The following is a 20,105-nucleotide window of genomic DNA, read 5'->3' as shown; positions in this document are numbered from 1 at the left end:
TTAAATTCAAAATATAACATATGAAATTTATTGCGCTTTTTATTATTGCAATTATAATGCAGTTTAATGCATTATCTCAAAAACGATACGTAACAGATAGTATCTATTATTTAGTGGATACCTCACGTACCCTTGTAAAAGATAGGATGGTTGATGTTTATTTTGTCGGAGCAAATTTAAAATGCTTTGAAATAAAGTGCCCATGCTTAAAAAATGGGGAACAACCAATAATTGAATATAACATCAAAAGAAAAGGTAAAGTTATTTCGGTACCGGATTTCAACAAGCTTAAACTGGTAACACTGCCTGAACTTATAAAAAAGATAAAACCACGTTTTGAGGATGGTTTCGATGAAATACAGGTATATCAGATTATTGAACCAGAGGGCGATCATTACATCATGCATCAAGCCGATATAGCAGCGCTCCCGGTAAGGCAAAAAAGTATCGATATTATAACAGTAAAAAAGCCGTTATAGCTAATCGTTTATTGTTCGGGCACCAGAATTTAAGTGATATTACCTTTACGAAAGCAATAAAATGATTTTGGTTAAACAGGTAATTAAAACATGAAAAGAATCATCCTTGTAATGCTCTGTATTTTTTGTTGCGCGCAATTATTTGCCGGTACACCGAGCGACAGTACATGGTATAGGAACCGCCAGGGTAAAGAATTGAGATATGTAATGCTTCCCGAAAACTGGAAAAGCGATTCTTTAAATATCCACGAGGTAACCTTGCGCAGGGCTTTATATCAAAAGCCCGAAAGAATTGGTTTAGAAATTGAAATTTACAATTTTTTATACCAGCGTTACCTTGTTGTTTTTTCGGTAATGCCTTCCCGTAAAAACCTGGCCCCGGTTTGGAACAGGATAAACCCGGATACAATAAAGGATAAGATAATAGATGCCGATGCTTTGAAGAGGTTGACCATTAACCGTACAGGCAGGTATCCGGCAAAGGGGGCGACGATGGAAAACAATTTAAAGTACTGGAACTATGCCTTGCTGGTAAAAAAGAGTGATGGCTGGTACTGTTCCAGTACCGATTGCTTTACCGAATTTTTTGAAATAATAAGCGATCCGTCTACGCAAAAAAACAAATCGTTTCAAATTAATCTGGCAGCACAACAGTTAAGCATAGCCGAATATGAATCGGCTTATAAGCGTAAGCATGGTTATTATTCAACCAATTCTAAAAGTTTAATGGGGGGTAACGAAGATGTTGCTAATGGCGACCTGCTTTATAATTCTTATATCAAAACCACAAACGGGCAGAAACGGTATCAATTTTGGCTGTTGAGTGAATGGGTGCACGATGGCGCCAGCGCCAAACGCGGTATGGACCGTTTTGTATTTGTTCCCGGGATTGGGGTTGTAAGCGCATCGTACGATTTTTTTATGCCCGAAATAGTTGATGGCTGGTACCAGTTATATAATAAAAAATTTAACAGGCCGGTTATGGAGGATTATGTTACTTATGATGGTTATAATCCCGAGATGGAACTGGCAAATTACTTGACAGAGTATACCATACCTGAGAAGGTAATCCCCAAACCAAAGAAATGAGGACATCTAAAATAAAGATCATTATCCTGCTATCGTATCAGTATAGTTAAATATAGACAAGCATGGTAATGCCCATAAGAAATTATCTTTTTGCACTCTTAATCATAGCCTCATGTGTTAGTGCAACTCGAAAAAACGATACCGAAATTTTACATTCAGTACGGTTATTTTATCATCTCCAGGTCCCGAAAAATGATGGGACACTGTTTGATGTAAAGGATAGTATTGATGTTTTTCGAAAAGACGGTTATATGGTTTACAAGGATCGTAGCCAATACACCTTCACAAAGGTTCAGTTAAATAAGAACATGGATGTAGTAAGCGAAAAGAATGTAATAGATACCATCAAATACATTTACGTTGTTTGCCATGCTGGCCATAAATACGGGCTGCGCTATGACTCTTTAAGCGTAAAGATACCAAATCGCATACCCATCGATTCATTCATGCATACCCGCACGATTGACCAGATGCCTTTTTTAACAAAAAATGATTCGTTAGTATCATCTTCAAAATCTAATAAAGTGCCTTTTCTAACAGAAGTAAGAGGTCCCATTACCGTAAAAGGGACAACTTATGCTAATCATAAAAATTTATTACTATACAAATGAATTTAAAGATGCCCCTATTGTTTTTTCGGGTAAATTAGATAGCATTAGCAGAATGAAGCTTTACAAAGTAAGGTTTGTTTATAACGCCATAAAACAAGACGGTATGTCTGTCCCTGCCCGTGAGTTTTTATTTGAGTTGAAGGCAGCAAAAGCAGATCCCGAAATACCAAAGTTGATTGAACGTTACAAAGCGCTGGAAGTGAAGATGAAATTGTAAACAAAAATCTTAAAAACTCTGCCCCACCACCTTATTCGGGTACTCCAGTTTAGCGCTTTTCCGTACACCATTTACGCTGATATGCACAATATTGATCTGATCATTATACAGATCCTGTAGCAGGCTTACATTCACATCAACCTTTTTAGGCAAAGTAACCTTGTCGGTCTCCAGGTAAACATTGGCCGCTTCGCGGTTAATTTCGTAGCCTACGTAGCTTAGCGGGGCATCGGTGCCGTTGTTTTTCAGGTGCAGGTTTGTGGCAAGGTATTGTTTGATCAGGGCATCCATCGCCTTGTGCATATCGGGTTTTACCAGATCGGTATGTGTATGGTATTGCTTGCCTAAGGTGCTTTCGAAATCGTCGGTAAAAATGGTGCAGATCACTTCCAGGTGGCCGTTTTGCGCGTTGTAGCTGATCTCGGTAGTGCTTACATGCAGCGGGTGCAGGGCTTTTGTTGCCGGGGCGGGTTTATGAACAATCGTACCTGATAATATGTAACAATATAATAGTGTTTGGTAAAATATAGCGGCCATGCCAAATGCTTGTTTCGTTAATGTGAAATTCGTGCTAAATTTAACGCTTTCAACGCCGGTATCGCATGTCCGACTTTCTTTTTTATTTCACCTTAGGCTGGCACCACATCATCAGCGCCGACGCTTTAGATCATCAGCTATTTATCCTTGCCCTGGCATCGGTATATACCTTTAAAAATATTAAACAGGTGCTGATACTGGTTACCGCCTTCACTATCGGGCATTCGTTAACACTGGCATTGAGCGTGTTAGATGTGATCCGCTTTAGCAGCAAATGGGTGGAATTTTTAATTCCCTGCACCATTTTTATCACGGCCATCAACAACATCTGGCAGCTGGATAAGCCTGCCCGCGGTGTTAAAATTAATTATTACCTGGCTTTAGGTTTTGGTTTGATCCACGGGATGGGCTTTGCAAACGCCATCCGTATTATGCTGGCGCACGATCAATCTATCGGGATGGGCCTGTTCGGCTTTAACATCGGGCTGGAAGCCGGGCAGATATTTGTGGTATCAATTATTTTAGTTTTAGCCTATTTGTTTTTAACTTTCGTAAAAATTAAACAGCGCGACTGGATATTTTTCCTCTCGGCAGGGGTATTCGCGCTGGCCATAAAGATGGCCGTGGAAAGGCTGCCAATTTAAATAAATAATATACCCCTTGTCAGCGGCAGTGCTAAAGCAAAGGCTTTAATAAGGGGTCAAAAAAATTGCTCTCTATTTACCATTAACTGATCATATTACATGAAGCGATTATTTACTTTTTTATTCACCTCAATTACCGTAACCGGGCTGGTGCACGCGCAGGACATCCAGAACAACCCCGGCAGCAACCACGGTAACAAATTCGAGCAGTTGGGCACCATTATGCCAACGCCAAACGAGCAGCGTACCGCCAGCGGCGCCCCCGGCACCAAGTACTGGCAGCAGCGCGCCGATTACAACATTAAGTGCGAACTTGATGAGAAAAACCTGAAGCTGACCGGCAGCGAGACCGTTACCTATTTTAACAACTCACCCGATCCGTTGACTTACATTTGGCTGCAGTTGGACGAGAACCAGCACAGCACCCTTAACAATGCCGATTACCAAAGCAGCAGCAATATGCCGCGCGGTGGGTCATCGGTACAAAACATCGAGCGTTCGGCTGGCCGCAATGGTACAGCGGACAATGGTTTGGGCGACATGATCACCAAACTGACCGACGCTACCGGCCGTAAATTAAGCTATACCATCAACAAAACCATGATGCGTATCGACCTGCCTACCCCGCTGATGCCGGGCAAGCAGTTCATCTTTAACCTTGACTGGAACTACAAAATTTCCGACCGTTTAACCGTTGGCGGTCGCGGTGGTTACGAGTATTTCCCTGAAGATAAGAACTACCTGTTCACCATGACACAGTGGTACCCGCGCTTGTGCGTTTACAGCGATTTCCAGGGCTGGCAGAACCACCAGTTTACCGGCAGGGGCGAGTTTGCTTTAACCTTCGGTAACTTCCACGTGCAAATGACCGTTCCATCCGACCACGTAGTTGGCGGTACCGGCGAGTGCGTTAACTATGCAGCCGTATTAACCCCGGCCCGTTTAGCCCGTTACAACCAGGCCAAAACATCAAAAGAGCCGGTTGAGATCGTTACTCTGGCCGAAGCTAAAGCAGCCGAGCAGCACCCGGCTACAGCTAAGAAAACTTATGTTTTCCAGGCCAACAACGTGCGCGATTTTGCCTGGACATCATCACGTAAATTTGTTTGGGATGCCATGGGTGTTCCTGTTGGTGGCCATACTACCATGTGTATGAGCTTTTACAGCAAAGAATCGTACGCGCTGTGGAAACCATATTCAACCCGTTTAGTGGCCCACACGGTTAAAACTTATTCAGATTTTACTTTCCCTTACCCTTACCCGGTAGCGCAAAGCGTGGAGGCATCAAACGGTATGGAATACCCGATGATCTGCTTTAACAACGGCCGTAACGAAAAGGATGGCACCTATAGCGAGACCACAAAGAACGGTATGATCGGTGTGATCATCCACGAGGTTGGCCACAACTTCTTCCCGATGATCGTTAATAGCGACGAGCGCCAGTGGACATGGATGGACGAAGGCCTGAACTCGTTCGTTGAATATCTTACCGAAGAACTTTGGGATAATAAATTCCCGAGCAAAAAAGGCGCGGCTTATACCATTGCCAGCTACATGCGTTTGCCTAAAGACCAGTTAGAGCCGATCATGACCAACTCTGAGAACATTGTGCAGTTTGGTCCTAACGCTTATTCTAAACCGGCTACAGCTTTAAACATTTTGCGCGAGACCATTATGGGCCGCAAATTGTTTGATTACGCGTTTAAAGAATACGCGCGTCGTTGGGCATTTAAACACCCAACCCCTGCCGATCTGTTCCGCACTATGGAAGATGCCAGCGGCGAGGATCTGGATTGGTTCTGGAGAGGCTGGTTCTACGGTACCGACCCGGTTGATATCTCTTTAGATTCGGTTAAGGTAGGCAAAGGCGCACCAACCGATAAACCTGATATGAGCGCTATGTTCGCCGGTTTCGGCGGTCGTGGTGGTGCAGGCGGCGGTGCCCGTGGTGGTTTTGGCGGTCAGCAGGGTGTTGTTGCCCCACCAGCCGTTAATGCCTTCGAAGATATTTCTAAAGTGCGTAACCGCAGCGATAAGAATATCAGTTTCTATGTTGATAAAAACCCGGCAACCCAGGATTTCTACTACAAATACGATCGTGGTATGGTAGGGGTCGATGAAGAAAAAGCGAAATCGCTTACAGCAGCAGCGCAGGCTAACCGCCCTGCCGCCGGTGGCAGCAACACCGAGCCAATGACCGACGAAGAAAAAGCCAAATACGCCGGTAAATACTTCTACGAACTGAACTTTAGCAATAAAGGCGGCCTGGTAATGCCGATCATCGTTGAGTTTACCTTTAAGGATGGTACTACCCAGATAGACCGTATCCCGGCGCAGATCTGGCGTTTGAACGAGAAGCATGTTTCTAAATTCTACATCCAGGATAAAGAAGTGGCCTCGATAAAATTAGACCCGATGCGCGAAACTGCGGATATTGACGAAACCAATAACTACTGGGGTAAACTGCCCGAGCCGTCTAAATTCCAGCTGTTTAAACAGCGCGCGGCAGCAGGCGGTGCCCGTGGCGGTGCTACCGGTGCGGTTAACCCAATGCAGGTAGGGAAATAGCCATTAAGTTATTCGCTGCGCTGTCATTTAGTCATTGGCAGCGCGGTATACGGCAAAGCCGGTTCGGGAAAATCCTGGGCCGGCTTTGGTGTTTCTACCCTTTCGTCATAGCGAGCGTAGCGTGGCTATCCCCGATAAGCAGAGCCGCTCTGCCTGCCGGGGGATAGTTCGTCGCTATCGCTTCTCACTATGACGGATAGGGTGAGGGCACCTTATACCGCTCGTCATAGCGAGCGCAGCGTGGCTATCCCCGATAAGCAGAGCCGCTCTGCCTGCCGGGGATAGTTCGTCGCTATCGCTCCTCACTATGACGATGGGTTTAAAACAACGAGGCCGTCTCATAAGTCAATTATGAGGCGGTTTTTTCGTTGATGCCGATTTAGATGAGTTATTAGGAAAGCGGGACTGTATCAGCCTGCTTTCGATTTTTTTGAGTTGGTTCAGGTGTTTTTATCGGATAAAAAGCCTTTTTTATCAGGCTTTCCACTTTCTGAGGTTATGTGCGATGGATAATAACCCTATTTCGACCTCGGTTTTGGACATTCCCTTCAGCAGGAATCGCCTGAAGCCGTGATTATGCTTCAGGTTGGCGAACACCGGTTCGACATCTGCGGGCCGTCGCTTTCGGTATTTGATGCCCTGTTCGGTATTCAATCTTTCTTTCGCTATCTGCTTGTGTATTCTAAGGCTGTGGTTGATCTCCACCACGCGGTTACCGGCTGCTTGGTGACAAACGCCCCGCATGGGGCAGTTTTCACAATTCTGCGCCTGATAGCGGCTGATCAGTTGCACATAGCCGGATGTGGAGACCCGCTGCCCGGTGCCGATATGCTGCATGTGTTGTCCCATCGGACATACCAGGTAATCTTCCTGTTCATTATAGTGCAAACTGTCATTACCGAATGCTTTGATGCCTTTATTTTGTTCCTGGTCGAACGTGTTGTATTTGATATAAGCTTCAATGCCTTTTTGCTGTAATACGCCATAGTTCTCGTCCGAACCGTAGCCCGCATCGGCCACTACCGCTTTTGGAAGTGCATGATATAAAGTTTCGTATTGTTCGATGTGTGATGGAAGGGTCTGGTAATCGGTTGTGGTTTGGTGCAGGCTATAGTTCAAGATGAACTGCTCCTGGGTGGAGATCTGCAGATTGTATCCGGGTTTAAGCTGCCCGTTCAGCATAGGGTCTTCTTTCATCCGCATGAAGGTGGCACCCGGGTCGGTCTTCGAAAAGCTGTTGCGACCGCCTAACAGCTTTTCCTGCTCGTCATACCGGGCCAGGTTCTCCGGCCAGTGCTTTTTGGCATAGTTCAGCTTCTGCCTTACTTTCTTATCGACATCTTCCTTATCGTCCAGGGCGGCGTTGATCTTTGAGATCGTTTCTTTTACTTTTTCCGGGTTGATCTCGCTGTATTCCAGCGGTGCGGTGTCTTTAAGTTCTTCGGCAGCGATGGTTTGCGCATAACTCCACAGTTCATCCAATTGGGCTTTCATCTTCTCCTTGCTGTTCTTAATGCTTTTGCCCCATACAAAAGTGTACTTGTTCGCTACCGATTCGATCTTGGTACCATCGGTAAAAACAGCTTCTTTCAGCGAGACGATACCTTCCTGCTGTAATAACAATACGATCTGTGAGAAGATCTCCTTTAAAACACCCGACAGCTTCTCGCTCCGGAAACGGTTGATGGTATTGTGATCAGGCTTTTTCATGCCTAAAAGCCACATGAAATGTACATTCTGCGCGGCCTGGTCTTCCAACTTCCGTGAAGAATACGTGTTGGTCAGATAACCGTAGATCAGCAGCTTGAGCATCAGCCGCGGATGAAAGCTGGATGCCCCGCCGCCTTTATACTTGCGGTTAATCGGTTTAACATCTACCTGATCGACCACCTTCGATACAATACGTACCGGATGACCCTGCGGTACCAGTTCCTCCAGTTTATACGGTAAAAAGGTTAACTGGTCAGGATCATATTCCTTAAAGACTACTTTTCCTCCCATGCCTTTAAGTTACTGAAAATTACGCTCAAAAACAAAGAGGCTGCCTCGCTTTTGAGACAGCCTCTTCTAATATCTTTTACTTACTAAAAATTAAACGAATACCCGGCATAGTACAACCCAATGATCAGTAAGCCTACAACTATACGGTAGATACCGAACAAGCGGAAGCCTTTCTTCTCTAAAAAGGTGATGAACGTGCGGATGGCCAGCATGGCTACCACAAAGGCTATCACGTTACCAATGATCAGCATTTTTACTTCATCGCCGGTAAACATTTGCTCGTGAGTTTTGTGGAAGTCGTACAATTCCTTCAGCGTGGCGCCAAACATGGTGGGCACGGCTAAAAAGAACGAGAACTCGGCGGCGGCGGTGCGGCTTAGCTTTTGGCTCATACCGCCAACAATGGTAGCGGCCGAACGTGATACCCCCGGCACCACGGCCAAACACTGGAAAATGCCCACCTTTAAAGCAGTAAGATAGCTGATCTCCTTTTCTTCCTTAACCGACGATTTTTTAAACCAGTCGTCAACAAACAGCAGGATCACACCGCCAATCAGCAACGAAAAAGCTACCACCAGCGGGTTCTCCAGTAACATATCTATCTTCTTTTTAAACAGCACGCCAACCACTACGGCCGGCAATACACCCACCACCAGCTTAAAGTAAAAGCCAACGGTTTGGAAAAAGCGCTTAAAGTATAATATCACTACCGAAAGGATAGCGCCCAATTGTATCACCACTTCAAACAGTTTAACAAACTCCTCTTTGCCAATACCCATCAGGGCGCTGGCAATAACCATGTGCCCGGTTGACGATACCGGCAGAAACTCGGTCAGCCCCTCAATAATTGCGAGGATGATGGCATGAAAAATGTTCATGGGGTGATATTAAGCTTTGGTTGCAGGTTTTTTAAGGATCGCATAAAAGCCCAGGCCAAAACCAGCCAGCACCACTATTGGCGCAATAACGATCTTGGCGGTGCTGTAGATATCGGTATTACCGCTCATAATTACAAAGCCAAGGGCAACAATAGCTACGCTAACGGCCAGAATGGTGTAGTTGCTTTTATCGTAAAGCAGGTTAACAGGTTCGTTTTCGGCTGCTGCTTTAGTGGCCGCAGGGGTCGGCTTAGTGAATTTTTGTGCCATGAGATTGATTATCTGTATAAACTAATTGTTTTTGATCGTAAAAATTTGCTCACCGCAAGGTAAGTGCTAAAGCCCGATATAAATATGCCCAGGCCTATTACCACTAAAAATACCAGGCCAAACTCGGCATAGCTTTGCAGTACTACCAGTTCGGGCAGGGTTTTGTTGGCGGTGTAAAGGGTGCCCATCAGTATAATAATGGCTATCAGCGCGCCCAGCAGGCCATGCCAGATCCCGTATAAAATAAAGGGCTTGCGAATGAACGAGCGCGTAGCGCCCACCAACTGCATCGATTTAATTAAAAAGCGTTGCGAGTAAATAGCCAAACGGATGGTATTGTTGATCAACCCAACCGATACTACCACAAATATGATGGCGAATGCAAATATCACCAAAGTGATACTGGTTAGGTTGGCGTTCATCTTATCTACTAACGATTGCTGGTACTTCACCTCCTTAACCATCGGGTTCTTCAGCAGTTCGTCTTTAAATTTGGTGATATCCTTATTGTTGGCATAGTCGGCCTTCAGGTATACATCTACCGATTGCGACAGCGGGTTGTAGCCCAGAAACTTTACAAAGTCCTCGCCCAGGTCTTTTTGCAGGTTACGGGCAGCCAGTTCCTTGCTTACGTATTGCGTTTGCTTCACCATTGGGTTGTTTTCCAGCTGATGTTGCAGTTGCAAAACGTCGGCCTCGCGGGCGCTTTCGTCAACAAATATGTTAACTACAATATTTTCTTTTACGTATTTAGACAGGTTGCTGGCGTGCACCAGTATCAGGCCCAGCAAACCTACCATCAGCAGTACCATGGCAATGCCAAACACGGTTGATATGTAGATAGACTTGGTTTTGGTAGCCGATTCGCTTGCTTCAAATTCTTCCATAATGTATTACTTGGATTGCGAAAATAACAAACCCTGCATAAAGGTAGAAATTATGAGCAATTATTATCTGCCGCGGAAAGGTTTATACCTAAAGTTTAACAAAAATTAACGTGTTGTATATGCAGATTTGTAGATATGCAGGTTATGAAATAGGATGTAACAAGCAATTTTTGTATATTTGAGTAAAGATAATTATATGAGCGAGTTAGAAGTTTTAAGCACAATAGCCACAAACGCCATACACCATCTTAGGGCTAAAACATTGTCGTCAGGGCAGCCGTTTATGATCAATATAAACGGATTACCTAAGGATCAATGTTATCTTGAATTTCCGGATAATTCTATTCAATTAGTTGCTTATCAAACAGGGAAGAGTGATTTTGCTACGATAAAGAAACTATCTCCTGCTGATAGCGAACGATTGAAAAGGCGCATTGGCTTGGTATAGATGCCCACACTCTATTTAATCTCAGGCTCTAATGGCGCGGGAAAGTCTACAGTTGGTCCCGACTATCTTCCTAAACATATTATTGATAGTTACACTGTTTTTGATGGCGATAAGTTGTATATGGCCAAAGTAAAAGAGTTGTGGCCTGAACACCAAAAGTCCATCAAGGAAGCAAAAAAGATTGCGGCTGAGTTTGTTTTCGAAACACTTGAAACACAATTGAGTGATGCATTAGGGCATAATGATAATTATGTGTATGAAGGCCATTTCCCGAGCTATGCTACCTGGGATTTCCCGCGAAGATTTAAAGATAAAGGTTACAATATAGAAATGTTGTTTTTAGGTCTTGCTGATATTGATCTTTCAGAAATGAGGGTTGCGATCAGAACAAAAAACGGCGGGCATAATGTCCCTAAATGGGATATTGAAAATAACTTTTATGGCAACCTCGAAATGTTAAATGAGCATTTCCAGATACTTGATCATTTACAGATAGTAGATACTTCTTTTTTCGTGCCTAAGCCGCTGGCCGCATTTAAAGATGGGCAATTAAGTTCAAGTTTGCCGCTGCCACATCTACCAAATTGGTTTATAAATAAGTTACCGCGACTAACAGCTTTAATTAAAGCAAATAACAGGACTGACATTTAAGCCGTTTGCCCAGCCAGCAGGAACAATACCGCCATCCTTATCGCCACGCCATTTTCCACCTGGTCAAGTATGATGGATTGCTTACTGTCGGCTACATCACTGGTGATCTCCACCCCGCGGTTTATCGGGCCGGGGTGCATTACGGTGATCTCCTTATCCAGCGAGTCCAGTATTTGCTTGTTCAAGCCGTAAAGCATAGTGTATTCGCGCAGCGATGGGAAGTATTTAATATCCTGGCGCTCTAACTGTATGCGCAGCATATTGGCCACATCGCACCAGTTTAGGGCTTTTACTAAGTTATGTTCAACTTTTACCCCCAGCGAGGTAATATATTTAGGGATCAGCGTTGTTGGGCCGCAAACCATTACTTCGGCCCCCAGCATTTTTAGGCAAAGGATGTTAGATAGCGCCACGCGCGAGTGCAGGATATCGCCAACAATTACCACCTTCTTCCCGGCCACATCGCCATATTTTTCGCGGATGGAAAAGGCATCAAGCAGGGCCTGGGTAGGGTGCTCATGCGCGCCGTCGCCGGCGTTAACGATCTGGGCCTTCACATGTTTAGAAAGGAACACACCCGCGCCGGCATAGGGGTGGCGCATCACCACCATATCCACCTTCATGGCCAGGATGTTATTCACGGTATCTATCAGGGTTTCGCCCTTGCTCACCGATGACGACGATGCCGCGAAGTTCACCACATCTGCCGAAAGGCGCTTCTCGGCCAGTTCAAACGACAGGCGGGTACGGGTGGAATTTTCGAAAAAGATATTGGCAATGGTTACATCCCGCAGCGACGGCACCTTTTTTATCGGCCTGTTCAGCACCGATTTAAAGTTATCGGCGGTTTCAAAAATCAGCTGCAGATCGGCTGGTGTCAGATCTTTTATTCCAAGTAGGTGTCGGGTGCTTAAAGCCATCTTCTTATTTCGGATTTCTTAACCGTATCGTCATCGCGAGGAGCGTAGCGACGTGGCGATCCCCGATGGGCAGAGCGGCTCTGTATGCCGGGGATTGCCACGCTATCGCTCGCAATGACGTATTATTTATCTTATCTCAATTAACGTTCGCTCAACAGAACGATCTTGTCTTCCCCATCAGTTTCCTTCCAACTCACCACCACCTTTTGCGAGGCGATGGAATCCACTTCTATCCCCGTATAATCCGCCGTAACCGGTATATGGCGCGAATAGCGTCTATCTACCAATGTCAAAAACTCTATCTTTTCCGGGCGACCGAAAGCCATTAATGCGTCCATTGCCGCGCGAATGGTGCGGCCGGTCCACAGTACGTCGTCCATCAGGATCACTTTTTTACCCTCAATCACAAAGTCTATGCGAGTTTGGTTGGGGATCAACTGCTCGCGGCGGCGAAAATCATCGCGATAAAAGGTAATATCCAGGTCGCCGTGTAAAATGGTGTTGTTGGGCAGTATCTTGCGCAGTTCCTCGGCAATACGCTTGGCTAAGTAAATGCCACGAGGCTGAATGCCAATAATTACCGAATTTGCAAAATCGTTATGATTTTCAATTAACTGGCGGCACAAGCGTTGTATGGTGATCTGGAATTTCTGACCGTCGAGCAGGGTAGGATCAATCATCGTTGGGTGGATTTGGGCAAAGTTAAAAAATTGTTCGGGTTTTTGCAGGGTATTTATTTTAGGTGATGCCGTGCCGCCCATTTAACTCACCCGGTCGTTGCTTCGCCCGACCACCCTCTCTCCGCTGCGCGGAAAGAGGGGACATAACGGTAGCGATGGGTTTCAAACCCATCGCTATATGGATTAGCGTATTTACTGCCCTCTTTTCGCGCAGCGAAGAGAGGGCCGACCAGCGTAGCGTAGTCGGGGTGAGTCTACCCCCGCTACTTCAATTTAAACCCTTGCTATTTTGATAATGAATTAATATATTTAGTTATTAACTATTATTATTTTCACATGTGGGATTAATCCTTTAAACTGCCGTATAGTTTAAGTATTAACCAACCTGTTACTACCGAAACCACCTATCATGAAGAAACTATACCAACCACTTTTGTGCTATTTTTTGCCTGTGCTGATGCTTGCATTCAGTACAACTCAATCACGGGCGCAGCAAGCCACTGATACCACCGGCATAAAAAAATTATTAGATAAAGCCGAAGCCTGGCAAAAAGCATTCGCGCCCGAAAAGGTATACCTCAATTTCGATAAGCCCTACTATGCATCTGGCGATACCGCCTGGATAAAGGCTTACGTGCTGATGGATAACAAAGCATCAACCTATAGCAGTAAATTATATGTTGAATTACTAAACAGTAGCGGCAAAATGGTGCAGCGCCTGGTACTACCAACAGCCAACGGACTGGCCACCGGCTATTTTCCGCTGGATGCTAAAACCATCCCCGAAGACAGTTATACCGTGCGGGCCTACACCAACTGGCAGCAAAACTTCGGCCCCGAAGCGTTTTACTACCGACAATTTTATGTAGGTAAGCTGGGCGGCAAAACCTGGCTGGTAACCGAACAAAACCGCAACGATAACCCGGCAGATACCAATCATGTGCAGCTGGCCATGCGCTTTACGGATGCAAAGGGCCTGCTGCTGGTTACCCGCCGGCTTAACGTGCGGGTGTTGGAGAATAACAAACCGCTATTGAAGAATGAGATGAGCACGGGTATCGACGGTACACTAACCGGCGCCTTTACGCTCCCGGCTAAAGCTAACCACCGGGCGCTGAGCATTGTGGTTGAAGATGCGGGTGATAAGGAGCAACACATCACGTTTCCGTTCTACCCGTCGGGTACCAATGGGGATATCGACCTGCAGTTTATGCCTGAGGGCGGCACACTGGTGGCCGGTATCTATAATAAGGTAGGCTTTAAAGCCATTGGCGAAGATGGTTTGGGCCGCGATATTAAAGCAACTGTGATTGACAGTAAGGGCGAGGAGGCTGCCACCCTGCAAAGCCTGCATAACGGTATGGGCAGTTTTGTACTGGTGCCACAGGCCGGCGAAACCTATACCGCAAAGGTGATGGTTAACGGCAGGGAAAAGAAGTACGCGCTGCCGACTGCCAAAGCCGCTGGCATGGGCCTAAGGGTTGATGGCGTTACCCACGGCGATGAACTGTATGTGTATGTAACTAGCAACACACCCGATGATAAGCGTTATACGCTGATAGCCCGCTCGGCCGGTAAGGTGTACTTTGGTTCGGCGTTTAAGTTTAATGCAGATAACTTTTTTAACACCCGCATAAAAAAGGAGTTGTTCCCTACGGGGATCATCAGTCTGACGATTTTAGGTTCCGATAACAAGCCGCTTAACCAGCGCAATGTATTTATCGACAGACACGATGGCTTGCGGGTAAGCGCCACGCCGGTCCAGGATGCTTACGGTACTAAGGACAGCGCCGCCATCAACCTGCATGTTACCGATAAGGCGGGCAACCCGGTGCAGGCCAACCTCTCGGTAGCCGTTACCGACAACGCGCAGATCAAAAACGCCGTTTCTGCCGATAATATCCAGAGCCACATGCTGCTGGCATCGGAGTTGAAGGGATATATCGAAGAACCTGCCTGGTATTTCAGTACAGAGAACGACGCTGATTCCAAACTAAAAGAAAAGGCGCTGGATAACCTACTGCTTACACAAGGCTGGCAGGGTTTCGACTGGAGTAAGACAGCTGCGGCCATACCCACGCCTGACTATAAGCCTGAAACCGATATCAGCGTGAGCGGTAAGCTGACCAACTTTTTCGGGAAACCGGCCAGGGGGGTAAAGGTAATGCTGCTATCAAAATCGAAGTACAATAATCTTTTAACCGATACCCTGAGCGATAACGAAGGCCGTTTCAGCTTTACCCGTTTGCCATTAATGGATACCGTGGCTTACCTGGTGAAACTGCACAATGGTAAGGATAAAACCGCTGCTGCCGATATTGCCGTTGATGAATTTAAACCGACAACTACCAAGCCCACGTTAAGTTATCGCCCGGCACCATGGAATATGAATACCGATAGCACGCTGATCAACTACATTAACTGGGCAAACCAGCGCAACCTGGCAAATGATGGCTTTGTACCACCGGGCGGCGGCAAGGTTTTGAAGCAGGTAGATATTACAGCCAAACGTAAAATAAGAATGGTTGGCGGCGAATTTGGGGTAGAGATAGCCAATATTACCGAAGAGGAATTGATTGCGGCGAAAAAAATGTCGGCGATGGATTTGATCTATAAAAAATTCCCCGGCTTTAGGGAAGACAGGATGTACGCTAACGATATACATTCCCGTGTTGGCATTCATCCGGATATACAGTTTGTTAACGGATCGTTAATGGTGCAAAGCATTATTGCCGACGGGCAGGATGTATCAAACCCGGCCTCGCTGGTAACCGGCGAAGATTACTCGGGTGTTATTGCAACCGGCGATGACCCTACCGGTAACCTGCCCGGTAATGCCCCGGCTGAAAAGAACGCCAGGGGACAAACCATAACGCATGGCGATTATACCCTGATGAAGGAGTATTTGAACCGGCTTGGCGGCGAGGATATTAAAAGCATCTCCATGTATCGTGGCGAGCACCTGTTTTTAACCATCACCACGCGAAGCGGTAAGGGGGCTAATGCAGTGCCATCGTTAGGTACTTATGCATACCGGCCACCATTTATGCAAATGCCGCGGCAATTTTACAGTCCTAAATATACCGTTAAAAACACCCTGCCCGATCTGCGTTCTACCATCCATTGGGAGCCTAACGTGGTAACCGATCCATCTGGCAATGCCCGGGTATCCTTTTACACGGCCGATAAATCATCAACCTATACCATAATTGTGGAAGGCACCGATATGCAGGGCCACTTTGGGGTTGATAAGGGCAAAATAAACGTAACGCAGGCGGCCAGCAGCGTGAAATAGTTGGGGAGCTTACTTATTCGTCATTGTTAATGTAAACTTATTGTTATAATTTACATCATGAGTACTTCAGGTTTACCGCTAATGTTGCGGGCAAGGTTTAAAAAAACGGCAGTTTTTTTGCTAATATTTATGTTATTGACGGGGGCTGCCCGTGCCCAATCGGCTGATGATACGGCATCGGTAAAATCGCTGATGACCACCCTGAACAGCTATAACAGCAAGTTCACATCCGAAAAAATATACCTGCATTTCGATAAGCCTTATTACTCGGCGGGTGATACCATTTGGTTTAAGGCTTACCTGCTTAACGCCGCTAACCGCAAGGCATCGGCCTTTAGCAATAAAATGTATATTGATTTGGTTAACGATAGCAGCCAGGTACTGCAAAGCCTGGTGATCCCTATTACTGTGGGCTTGGGCTATGGCGATATTAAACTGCCCGAAAAAATGCACCAGGGCGCTTATACCCTGCGGGCCTATACCAACTGGCAGCAGAATTTTGGCGCGGCCAGTTTCTTTCAGCAACGCTTTTATATTGGCAAGCCCGATAATAACAGTTGGCTGCTGAGCGAACAGCACCAGGCGGTTAACACGCCCGCAGGCAAGCAAATAAAACTGGCCATGCAGTTAAAAAACATGCGGGGCCTGGCCGTAGTGAACGAACCGGTAACTGTACGTATTTTAGAAGGCCGCCGCGGCATTGCAAAAAGCGATCTGCAAACTACTGTTGATGGCCGGTTGAACACCGACCTTACACTGCCACCTAACACCAACATCCGGAAGCTGAGCCTGCTGCTTATTAGCAAGCAGGATAAAAACAAAACCCTGCGCCTGCCATTTTACCCCAATACCGGTACCGATATGGATTTGCAGTTTATGCCCGAAGGCGGCAGTTTAGTTGCCGGCCTGTACAATAAAATAGGCTTCAAGGCCATCGGCGAAGATGGCCTGGGCGTTGAGGTATCGGGTGTAATTGTAAATGGCAAAAACGAAGAGGTCGCCACCTTTGCAAGCCTGCACAAGGGTATGGGGAACTTTGTCATGTCGCCGCAGCCGGGCGAGACTTATAAGGCAAAGGTAAAACTGCCCGATGGCAGCGAAAAAAGCTACTTGTTGCCTGTCCCTCAAACATTAGGGATATCGCTGCGGGCAGATGCCATTAGCGATAAGGATAATATCCGCATTTATATCACTACCACGCCCGATCTGGCCAATCAACATGGTTATACTTTACTGGCCCGTGGACGGGATACGGTGTATTTTGGTACGGCATTCAATTTTACCGATGGTTATTATAATACGTTGGTATCCAAATCGTGGTTTCCGGGCGGTATTATCAACTTTATGGTGCTTGGCGCCGGGAATAAACCACTAAATAGCCGGAGCGTGTTTGTAAACCGGCATGATGATCTGCATATTACCACTGCCCCCTCTAAAACGGTTTATGCCTTTAACGATAGTGTGGCAGTTAACTTAAATGTAACAGATAGCAAACTTGACCCGGTTATGGCTAATTTTTCGGTAACGGTGACTGATGACGCGCAGGTGAACAATAGCCACCGCCTTACGCATATCAACAGCCACTTGCTGCTTGCTTCTGAATTGAAGGGAAATATTGAAGACGCGGATTGGTATTTTGACATCACCCGGCCCGATGCACCGAAGGCGCTGGATAACTTGTTGCTTACCCAGGGCTGGCAAGGCTTTAACCTGAGTAAGGCATTAATAACTCCCGTACCACAACCCGCCTTTTGGGCCGAAGCCGATAACAGCGTTACCGGGCGCCTTACTAATTTCTTCAACAAACCGGCAGTTAATTACCCGGTTACGCTGATGTCAAAACGTAACGGGTTAATGGTGGTGGATACCCTTACTAACACCGAGGGGCGGTTTACTTTTAAGAACCTGCCTTTTACCGATACCATTGCGTATTTTATTAAAGTGCATAATAAGCGGGATAAGGAAGCCGCGGTTGGATTTGAAGTGCAGGAGTTTAAGCCTGCGTCGCCTACGCCACCCGATAGCACCCTGCTAATGCCGTGGAATGTAAACACCGATGCTACATTGCTGCAATACTTGAAAAATACCCAAAAACGTGTAGAGGACAGCCAGTTACCGCCGGGGGTAAACGGCAAGCTGTTAAACCAGGTAAACATTAAAGCCAATAAAAAAGCCAGTTTACCCGGATTTGGCGGAGAAGAGGTTTACTTTGCCGATGTTGATGTGGATGAAAAAGAGATGGGTAATCATGGCAACATGTCCTTGCTGGAATACATGGAGAAATATGTCCCCGGGTTTCATAGCGGCCCGTACAAAGGTTATGCCGATTTTCTATGGGTGAAGGGCATTATTACGGCCAATATTATTATCGATAACATGCCGGTAACGCCTTACTGGGAACGTATGGGGACGCTGGCCGATTTTATGAAACGGATGTTAGATAATATCCCGGCTGCGGCTGTGAAAAATTTAGTTGTCTATCATAAATGTTTGGGCAAGGTATGGATATCGTACATTGTGGTAAAAACGCGTACAGGAAACGGGCCGATACTTAAACCAACCCCGGGCACTTATGTGTACCGGCCATTACCCTTATACCTGCCACGCGATTTTTACCGTCCGCGTTACGATGTTAAAGTAAAAGCACCACAACCCGATCTGCGCTCCACCATCCACTGGCAGCCTAATGTGGTGACTGATGCGTCCGGTAATGCAACGTTTTCGTTTTATGCTGCGGGCAAGCCGTCTACCTATTCGGTAGTGATAGAAGGGACAGATATGCAGGGCCATTTCGGCGTAAGTACAAGTAAAATTACCATTGCCCAAAACGCGGGCGATGGGAAGAAGCAGGCGCCGTGAATGCAGTTTGCAGTTTTAAAGTACCCGTCATGCTGAACGATAGTGAAGCATCCCAAGCTATGCATATCCGACCTGCCAATAGGGGATCCTTTGCTATGGGGGGATAGAAACAAAAAATCCCGCCTTGCGCGGGATTTTTTCCATTTAACTAAACTTAACTATTTATCTGATCCTATTACTAAATTTTTCAGAGAGAGAAAGTGAGATTATAACTCGAAAAGGAATGCTTTCTGGTTATTCTCGTCGTTGTAAACATTTACTACCCGTTTGGTTACTTCGTTGTTTGAAGTTACCTTGATGGTGTATTTACCATTTTCCAAAGCGCTTAATACATAACCTTTCAGCACATCGTTACCATTTTTGGCCTGGATATCTTTCATTACCACATTGCCTTCAGCATCGTAAATAGCTACTGATGTTTTGCTGATATCGGCCTTGTGGATGATCACGCCTACACCTTTATCCTGTGCCAGGGCGGTGAATACCACTACGTCTTTTTTAGCTGCTGCTGGTTCTGCTTTTTTTGTTGGGTTTTCGGCTGCGAAAACGGCGCTGCTTAATAAGGCTAATACGGCTACTATGGCTGATGATTTGATTAGAGCTTTCATGATATTTTTATTTTTTAAGTGTGATTATTAATTGTTGTTCGTTTGTTTCAATGACCAAAACAACAAAGAATATCTGGGTTGAAAATATGTAATAGACCACCTTGGGATATAACTCGACCAAACCCTCTAAATGCGCTATTTTATCAAAATGAGGCATTTATGGGTGGTTTTCGGGCTTTGATATACTAAAAGCGGGGTTTCGTCTACCAGATTTGGGGGTTGGTAGATGAATTGATGGGTTGTATTGTTGTAAACTGGCTGCGGGAGTTTAGTAGTGATTTAACCACAAAGGGCACAAAGAATGTCCTGACTGGCTGGCACAAAGGGCACATAGGTTTTAAATGTTTTGCATTCGGACACAAAGGAAGGGTGGAGTATATAGTCGATTACTGGCTTCCCCAACACTGGTTTCAGTTTCCTAATACTGGCTTCAGTTTGTAACTGAAGCCTCCGGATAGGAGCA

At 45.9% G+C, this 20,105-nt stretch carries 17 protein-coding genes; 9 read left to right on the top strand and 8 right to left on the bottom strand.

What is annotated here, in order from left to right:
• Window positions 1-20: 20 nt before the first annotated feature.
• The 3 genes from HQ865_RS16870 (at window position 21) to HQ865_RS16860 (ending at window position 2,396) form a co-directional block, all read left to right on the top strand.
• Window positions 21-479, top strand: coding sequence for a hypothetical protein (locus HQ865_RS16870; protein WP_173416023.1), 459 nt, complete (start codon window positions 21-23; stop codon window positions 477-479).
• 90 nt (window positions 480-569) lie between these two features.
• Window positions 570-1,568, top strand: coding sequence for a hypothetical protein (locus HQ865_RS16865; protein ID WP_173416022.1), 999 nt, complete (start codon window positions 570-572; stop codon window positions 1,566-1,568).
• Window positions 1,569-2,144: 576 nt separating this feature from the next.
• On the top strand, window positions 2,145-2,396 hold the full coding sequence (locus HQ865_RS16860) for a hypothetical protein (RefSeq protein WP_173416021.1): 252 nt from the start codon (window positions 2,145-2,147) through the stop codon (window positions 2,394-2,396).
• Window positions 2,397-2,405: 9 nt separating this feature from the next.
• Here the strand turns inward: HQ865_RS16860 and HQ865_RS16855 are convergent, their stop codons facing one another.
• Entirely contained in the window at window positions 2,406-2,933 is a 528-nt protein-coding gene (locus HQ865_RS16855; protein ID WP_173416020.1) for a DUF6702 family protein, read from the bottom strand.
• 65 nt (window positions 2,934-2,998) lie between these two features.
• On the opposite strand from HQ865_RS16855, the gene HQ865_RS16850 reads away from it, so the two are divergent.
• Window positions 2,999-3,577, top strand: a complete 579-nt coding sequence (locus HQ865_RS16850; protein ID WP_173416019.1) for a HupE/UreJ family protein — start codon at window positions 2,999-3,001, stop codon at window positions 3,575-3,577.
• A 99-nt stretch (window positions 3,578-3,676) separates the two neighbouring features.
• A complete protein-coding gene (locus HQ865_RS16845) occupies window positions 3,677-6,145 on the top strand; it encodes a M1 family metallopeptidase (protein WP_173416018.1) in 2,469 nt (822 codons plus the stop codon).
• 474 nt (window positions 6,146-6,619) lie between these two features.
• On the opposite strand, the gene HQ865_RS16840 is transcribed toward HQ865_RS16845, so the two are convergent.
• The 4 genes from HQ865_RS16840 to HQ865_RS16825 form a co-directional block, all read right to left on the bottom strand.
• Window positions 6,620-8,146 (bottom strand): IS1182 family transposase, encoded by a 1,527-nt coding sequence (locus HQ865_RS16840; RefSeq protein WP_173413881.1) that lies wholly within the window; start codon window positions 8,144-8,146, stop codon window positions 6,620-6,622.
• An 83-nt stretch (window positions 8,147-8,229) separates the two neighbouring features.
• Window positions 8,230-9,024, bottom strand: coding sequence for an undecaprenyl-diphosphate phosphatase (locus HQ865_RS16835; RefSeq protein ID WP_173416017.1), 795 nt, complete (start codon window positions 9,022-9,024; stop codon window positions 8,230-8,232).
• A gap of 9 nt (window positions 9,025-9,033) precedes the next feature.
• Complete coding sequence (locus HQ865_RS16830; protein WP_173416016.1) at window positions 9,034-9,294, bottom strand: DUF3098 domain-containing protein; 261 nt, start codon at window positions 9,292-9,294, stop codon at window positions 9,034-9,036.
• Window positions 9,295-9,302: 8 nt separating this feature from the next.
• Complete coding sequence (locus HQ865_RS16825; RefSeq protein WP_173416015.1) at window positions 9,303-10,181, bottom strand: cell division protein FtsX; 879 nt, start codon at window positions 10,179-10,181, stop codon at window positions 9,303-9,305.
• A gap of 196 nt (window positions 10,182-10,377) precedes the next feature.
• On the opposite strand from HQ865_RS16825, the gene HQ865_RS16820 reads away from it, so the two are divergent.
• Together HQ865_RS16820 and HQ865_RS16815 are read left to right on the top strand one after the other, a co-directional pair.
• The gene (locus tag HQ865_RS16820; protein WP_173416014.1) at window positions 10,378-10,629 is read left to right on the top strand and encodes a hypothetical protein; all 252 of its coding nucleotides are present in this window, start codon (window positions 10,378-10,380) and stop codon (window positions 10,627-10,629) included.
• The gene (locus HQ865_RS16815) at window positions 10,630-11,280 is read left to right on the top strand and encodes a zeta toxin family protein (protein WP_173416013.1); all 651 of its coding nucleotides are present in this window, start codon (window positions 10,630-10,632) and stop codon (window positions 11,278-11,280) included.
• Here the strand turns inward: HQ865_RS16815 and HQ865_RS16810 are convergent.
• Both HQ865_RS16810 and pyrR read right to left on the bottom strand, forming a co-directional pair.
• Window positions 11,277-12,200 carry an aspartate carbamoyltransferase catalytic subunit gene (locus tag HQ865_RS16810; protein WP_173416012.1) on the bottom strand — a complete coding sequence of 308 codons (924 nt, stop codon included), beginning with the start codon at window positions 12,198-12,200 and terminating at the stop codon, window positions 11,277-11,279. The two genes, HQ865_RS16815 and HQ865_RS16810, sit on opposite strands and share 4 nt — an antisense overlap.
• Window positions 12,201-12,340: 140 nt before the next feature.
• The gene (gene pyrR / locus HQ865_RS16805; protein ID WP_173416011.1) at window positions 12,341-12,880 is read right to left on the bottom strand and encodes a bifunctional pyr operon transcriptional regulator/uracil phosphoribosyltransferase PyrR; all 540 of its coding nucleotides are present in this window, start codon (window positions 12,878-12,880) and stop codon (window positions 12,341-12,343) included.
• Between the two features lie 409 nt (window positions 12,881-13,289).
• Here pyrR and HQ865_RS16800 point away from each other — a divergent pair, with 409 nt between their 5' ends.
• The gene (locus HQ865_RS16800) at window positions 13,290-16,175 is read left to right on the top strand and encodes an alpha-2-macroglobulin family protein (RefSeq protein ID WP_173416010.1); all 2,886 of its coding nucleotides are present in this window, start codon (window positions 13,290-13,292) and stop codon (window positions 16,173-16,175) included.
• Window positions 16,176-16,232: 57 nt separating this feature from the next.
• Window positions 16,233-19,034: a carboxypeptidase-like regulatory domain-containing protein gene (locus HQ865_RS16795; RefSeq protein ID WP_173416009.1), complete on the top strand. Its 2,802-nt coding sequence runs from the start codon at window positions 16,233-16,235 to the stop codon at window positions 19,032-19,034.
• A 206-nt stretch (window positions 19,035-19,240) separates the two neighbouring features.
• On the opposite strand, the gene HQ865_RS16790 is transcribed toward HQ865_RS16795, so the two are convergent.
• Window positions 19,241-19,642, bottom strand: a complete 402-nt coding sequence (locus tag HQ865_RS16790) for a T9SS type A sorting domain-containing protein (RefSeq protein ID WP_173416008.1) — start codon at window positions 19,640-19,642, stop codon at window positions 19,241-19,243.
• Between the last annotated feature and the right edge of the window lie 463 nt (window positions 19,643-20,105).

Origin of the sequence: Mucilaginibacter mali (genome assembly GCF_013283875.1) — a bacterium.
Lineage (GTDB): Bacteria > Bacteroidota > Bacteroidia > Sphingobacteriales > Sphingobacteriaceae > Mucilaginibacter > Mucilaginibacter mali.
Note: the sequence above shows the minus strand (reverse complement) of the source record. Positions and strands in the feature narration are given on the sequence as shown.

Excerpts from the sequence above, each read along its gene's own strand:
- HQ865_RS16800 (WP_173416010.1), top strand. The coding sequence starts at position 13,290 with ATGAAGAAACTATACCAACCACTTTTGTGCTATTTTTTGCCTGTGCTG.
- HQ865_RS16840 (WP_173413881.1), bottom strand. The coding sequence starts at position 8,146 with ATGGGAGGAAAAGTAGTCTTTAAGGAATATGATCCTGACCAGTTAACC.
- HQ865_RS16865 (WP_173416022.1), top strand. The coding sequence starts at position 570 with ATGAAAAGAATCATCCTTGTAATGCTCTGTATTTTTTGTTGCGCGCAA.
- pyrR (WP_173416011.1), bottom strand. The coding sequence starts at position 12,880 with ATGATTGATCCTACCCTGCTCGACGGTCAGAAATTCCAGATCACCATA.
- HQ865_RS16825 (WP_173416015.1), bottom strand. The coding sequence starts at position 10,181 with ATGGAAGAATTTGAAGCAAGCGAATCGGCTACCAAAACCAAGTCTATC.
- HQ865_RS16795 (WP_173416009.1), top strand. The coding sequence starts at position 16,233 with ATGAGTACTTCAGGTTTACCGCTAATGTTGCGGGCAAGGTTTAAAAAA.
- HQ865_RS16820 (WP_173416014.1), top strand. The coding sequence starts at position 10,378 with ATGAGCGAGTTAGAAGTTTTAAGCACAATAGCCACAAACGCCATACAC.
- HQ865_RS16810 (WP_173416012.1), bottom strand. The coding sequence starts at position 12,200 with ATGGCTTTAAGCACCCGACACCTACTTGGAATAAAAGATCTGACACCA.
- HQ865_RS16815 (WP_173416013.1), top strand. The coding sequence starts at position 10,630 with ATGCCCACACTCTATTTAATCTCAGGCTCTAATGGCGCGGGAAAGTCT.
- HQ865_RS16830 (WP_173416016.1), bottom strand. The coding sequence starts at position 9,294 with ATGGCACAAAAATTCACTAAGCCGACCCCTGCGGCCACTAAAGCAGCA.
- HQ865_RS16870 (WP_173416023.1), top strand. The coding sequence starts at position 21 with ATGAAATTTATTGCGCTTTTTATTATTGCAATTATAATGCAGTTTAAT.
- HQ865_RS16790 (WP_173416008.1), bottom strand. The coding sequence starts at position 19,642 with ATGAAAGCTCTAATCAAATCATCAGCCATAGTAGCCGTATTAGCCTTA.
- HQ865_RS16850 (WP_173416019.1), top strand. The coding sequence starts at position 2,999 with ATGTCCGACTTTCTTTTTTATTTCACCTTAGGCTGGCACCACATCATC.
- HQ865_RS16835 (WP_173416017.1), bottom strand. The coding sequence starts at position 9,024 with ATGAACATTTTTCATGCCATCATCCTCGCAATTATTGAGGGGCTGACC.
- HQ865_RS16860 (WP_173416021.1), top strand. The coding sequence starts at position 2,145 with ATGCTAATCATAAAAATTTATTACTATACAAATGAATTTAAAGATGCC.
- HQ865_RS16855 (WP_173416020.1), bottom strand. The coding sequence starts at position 2,933 with ATGGCCGCTATATTTTACCAAACACTATTATATTGTTACATATTATCA.
- HQ865_RS16845 (WP_173416018.1), top strand. The coding sequence starts at position 3,677 with ATGAAGCGATTATTTACTTTTTTATTCACCTCAATTACCGTAACCGGG.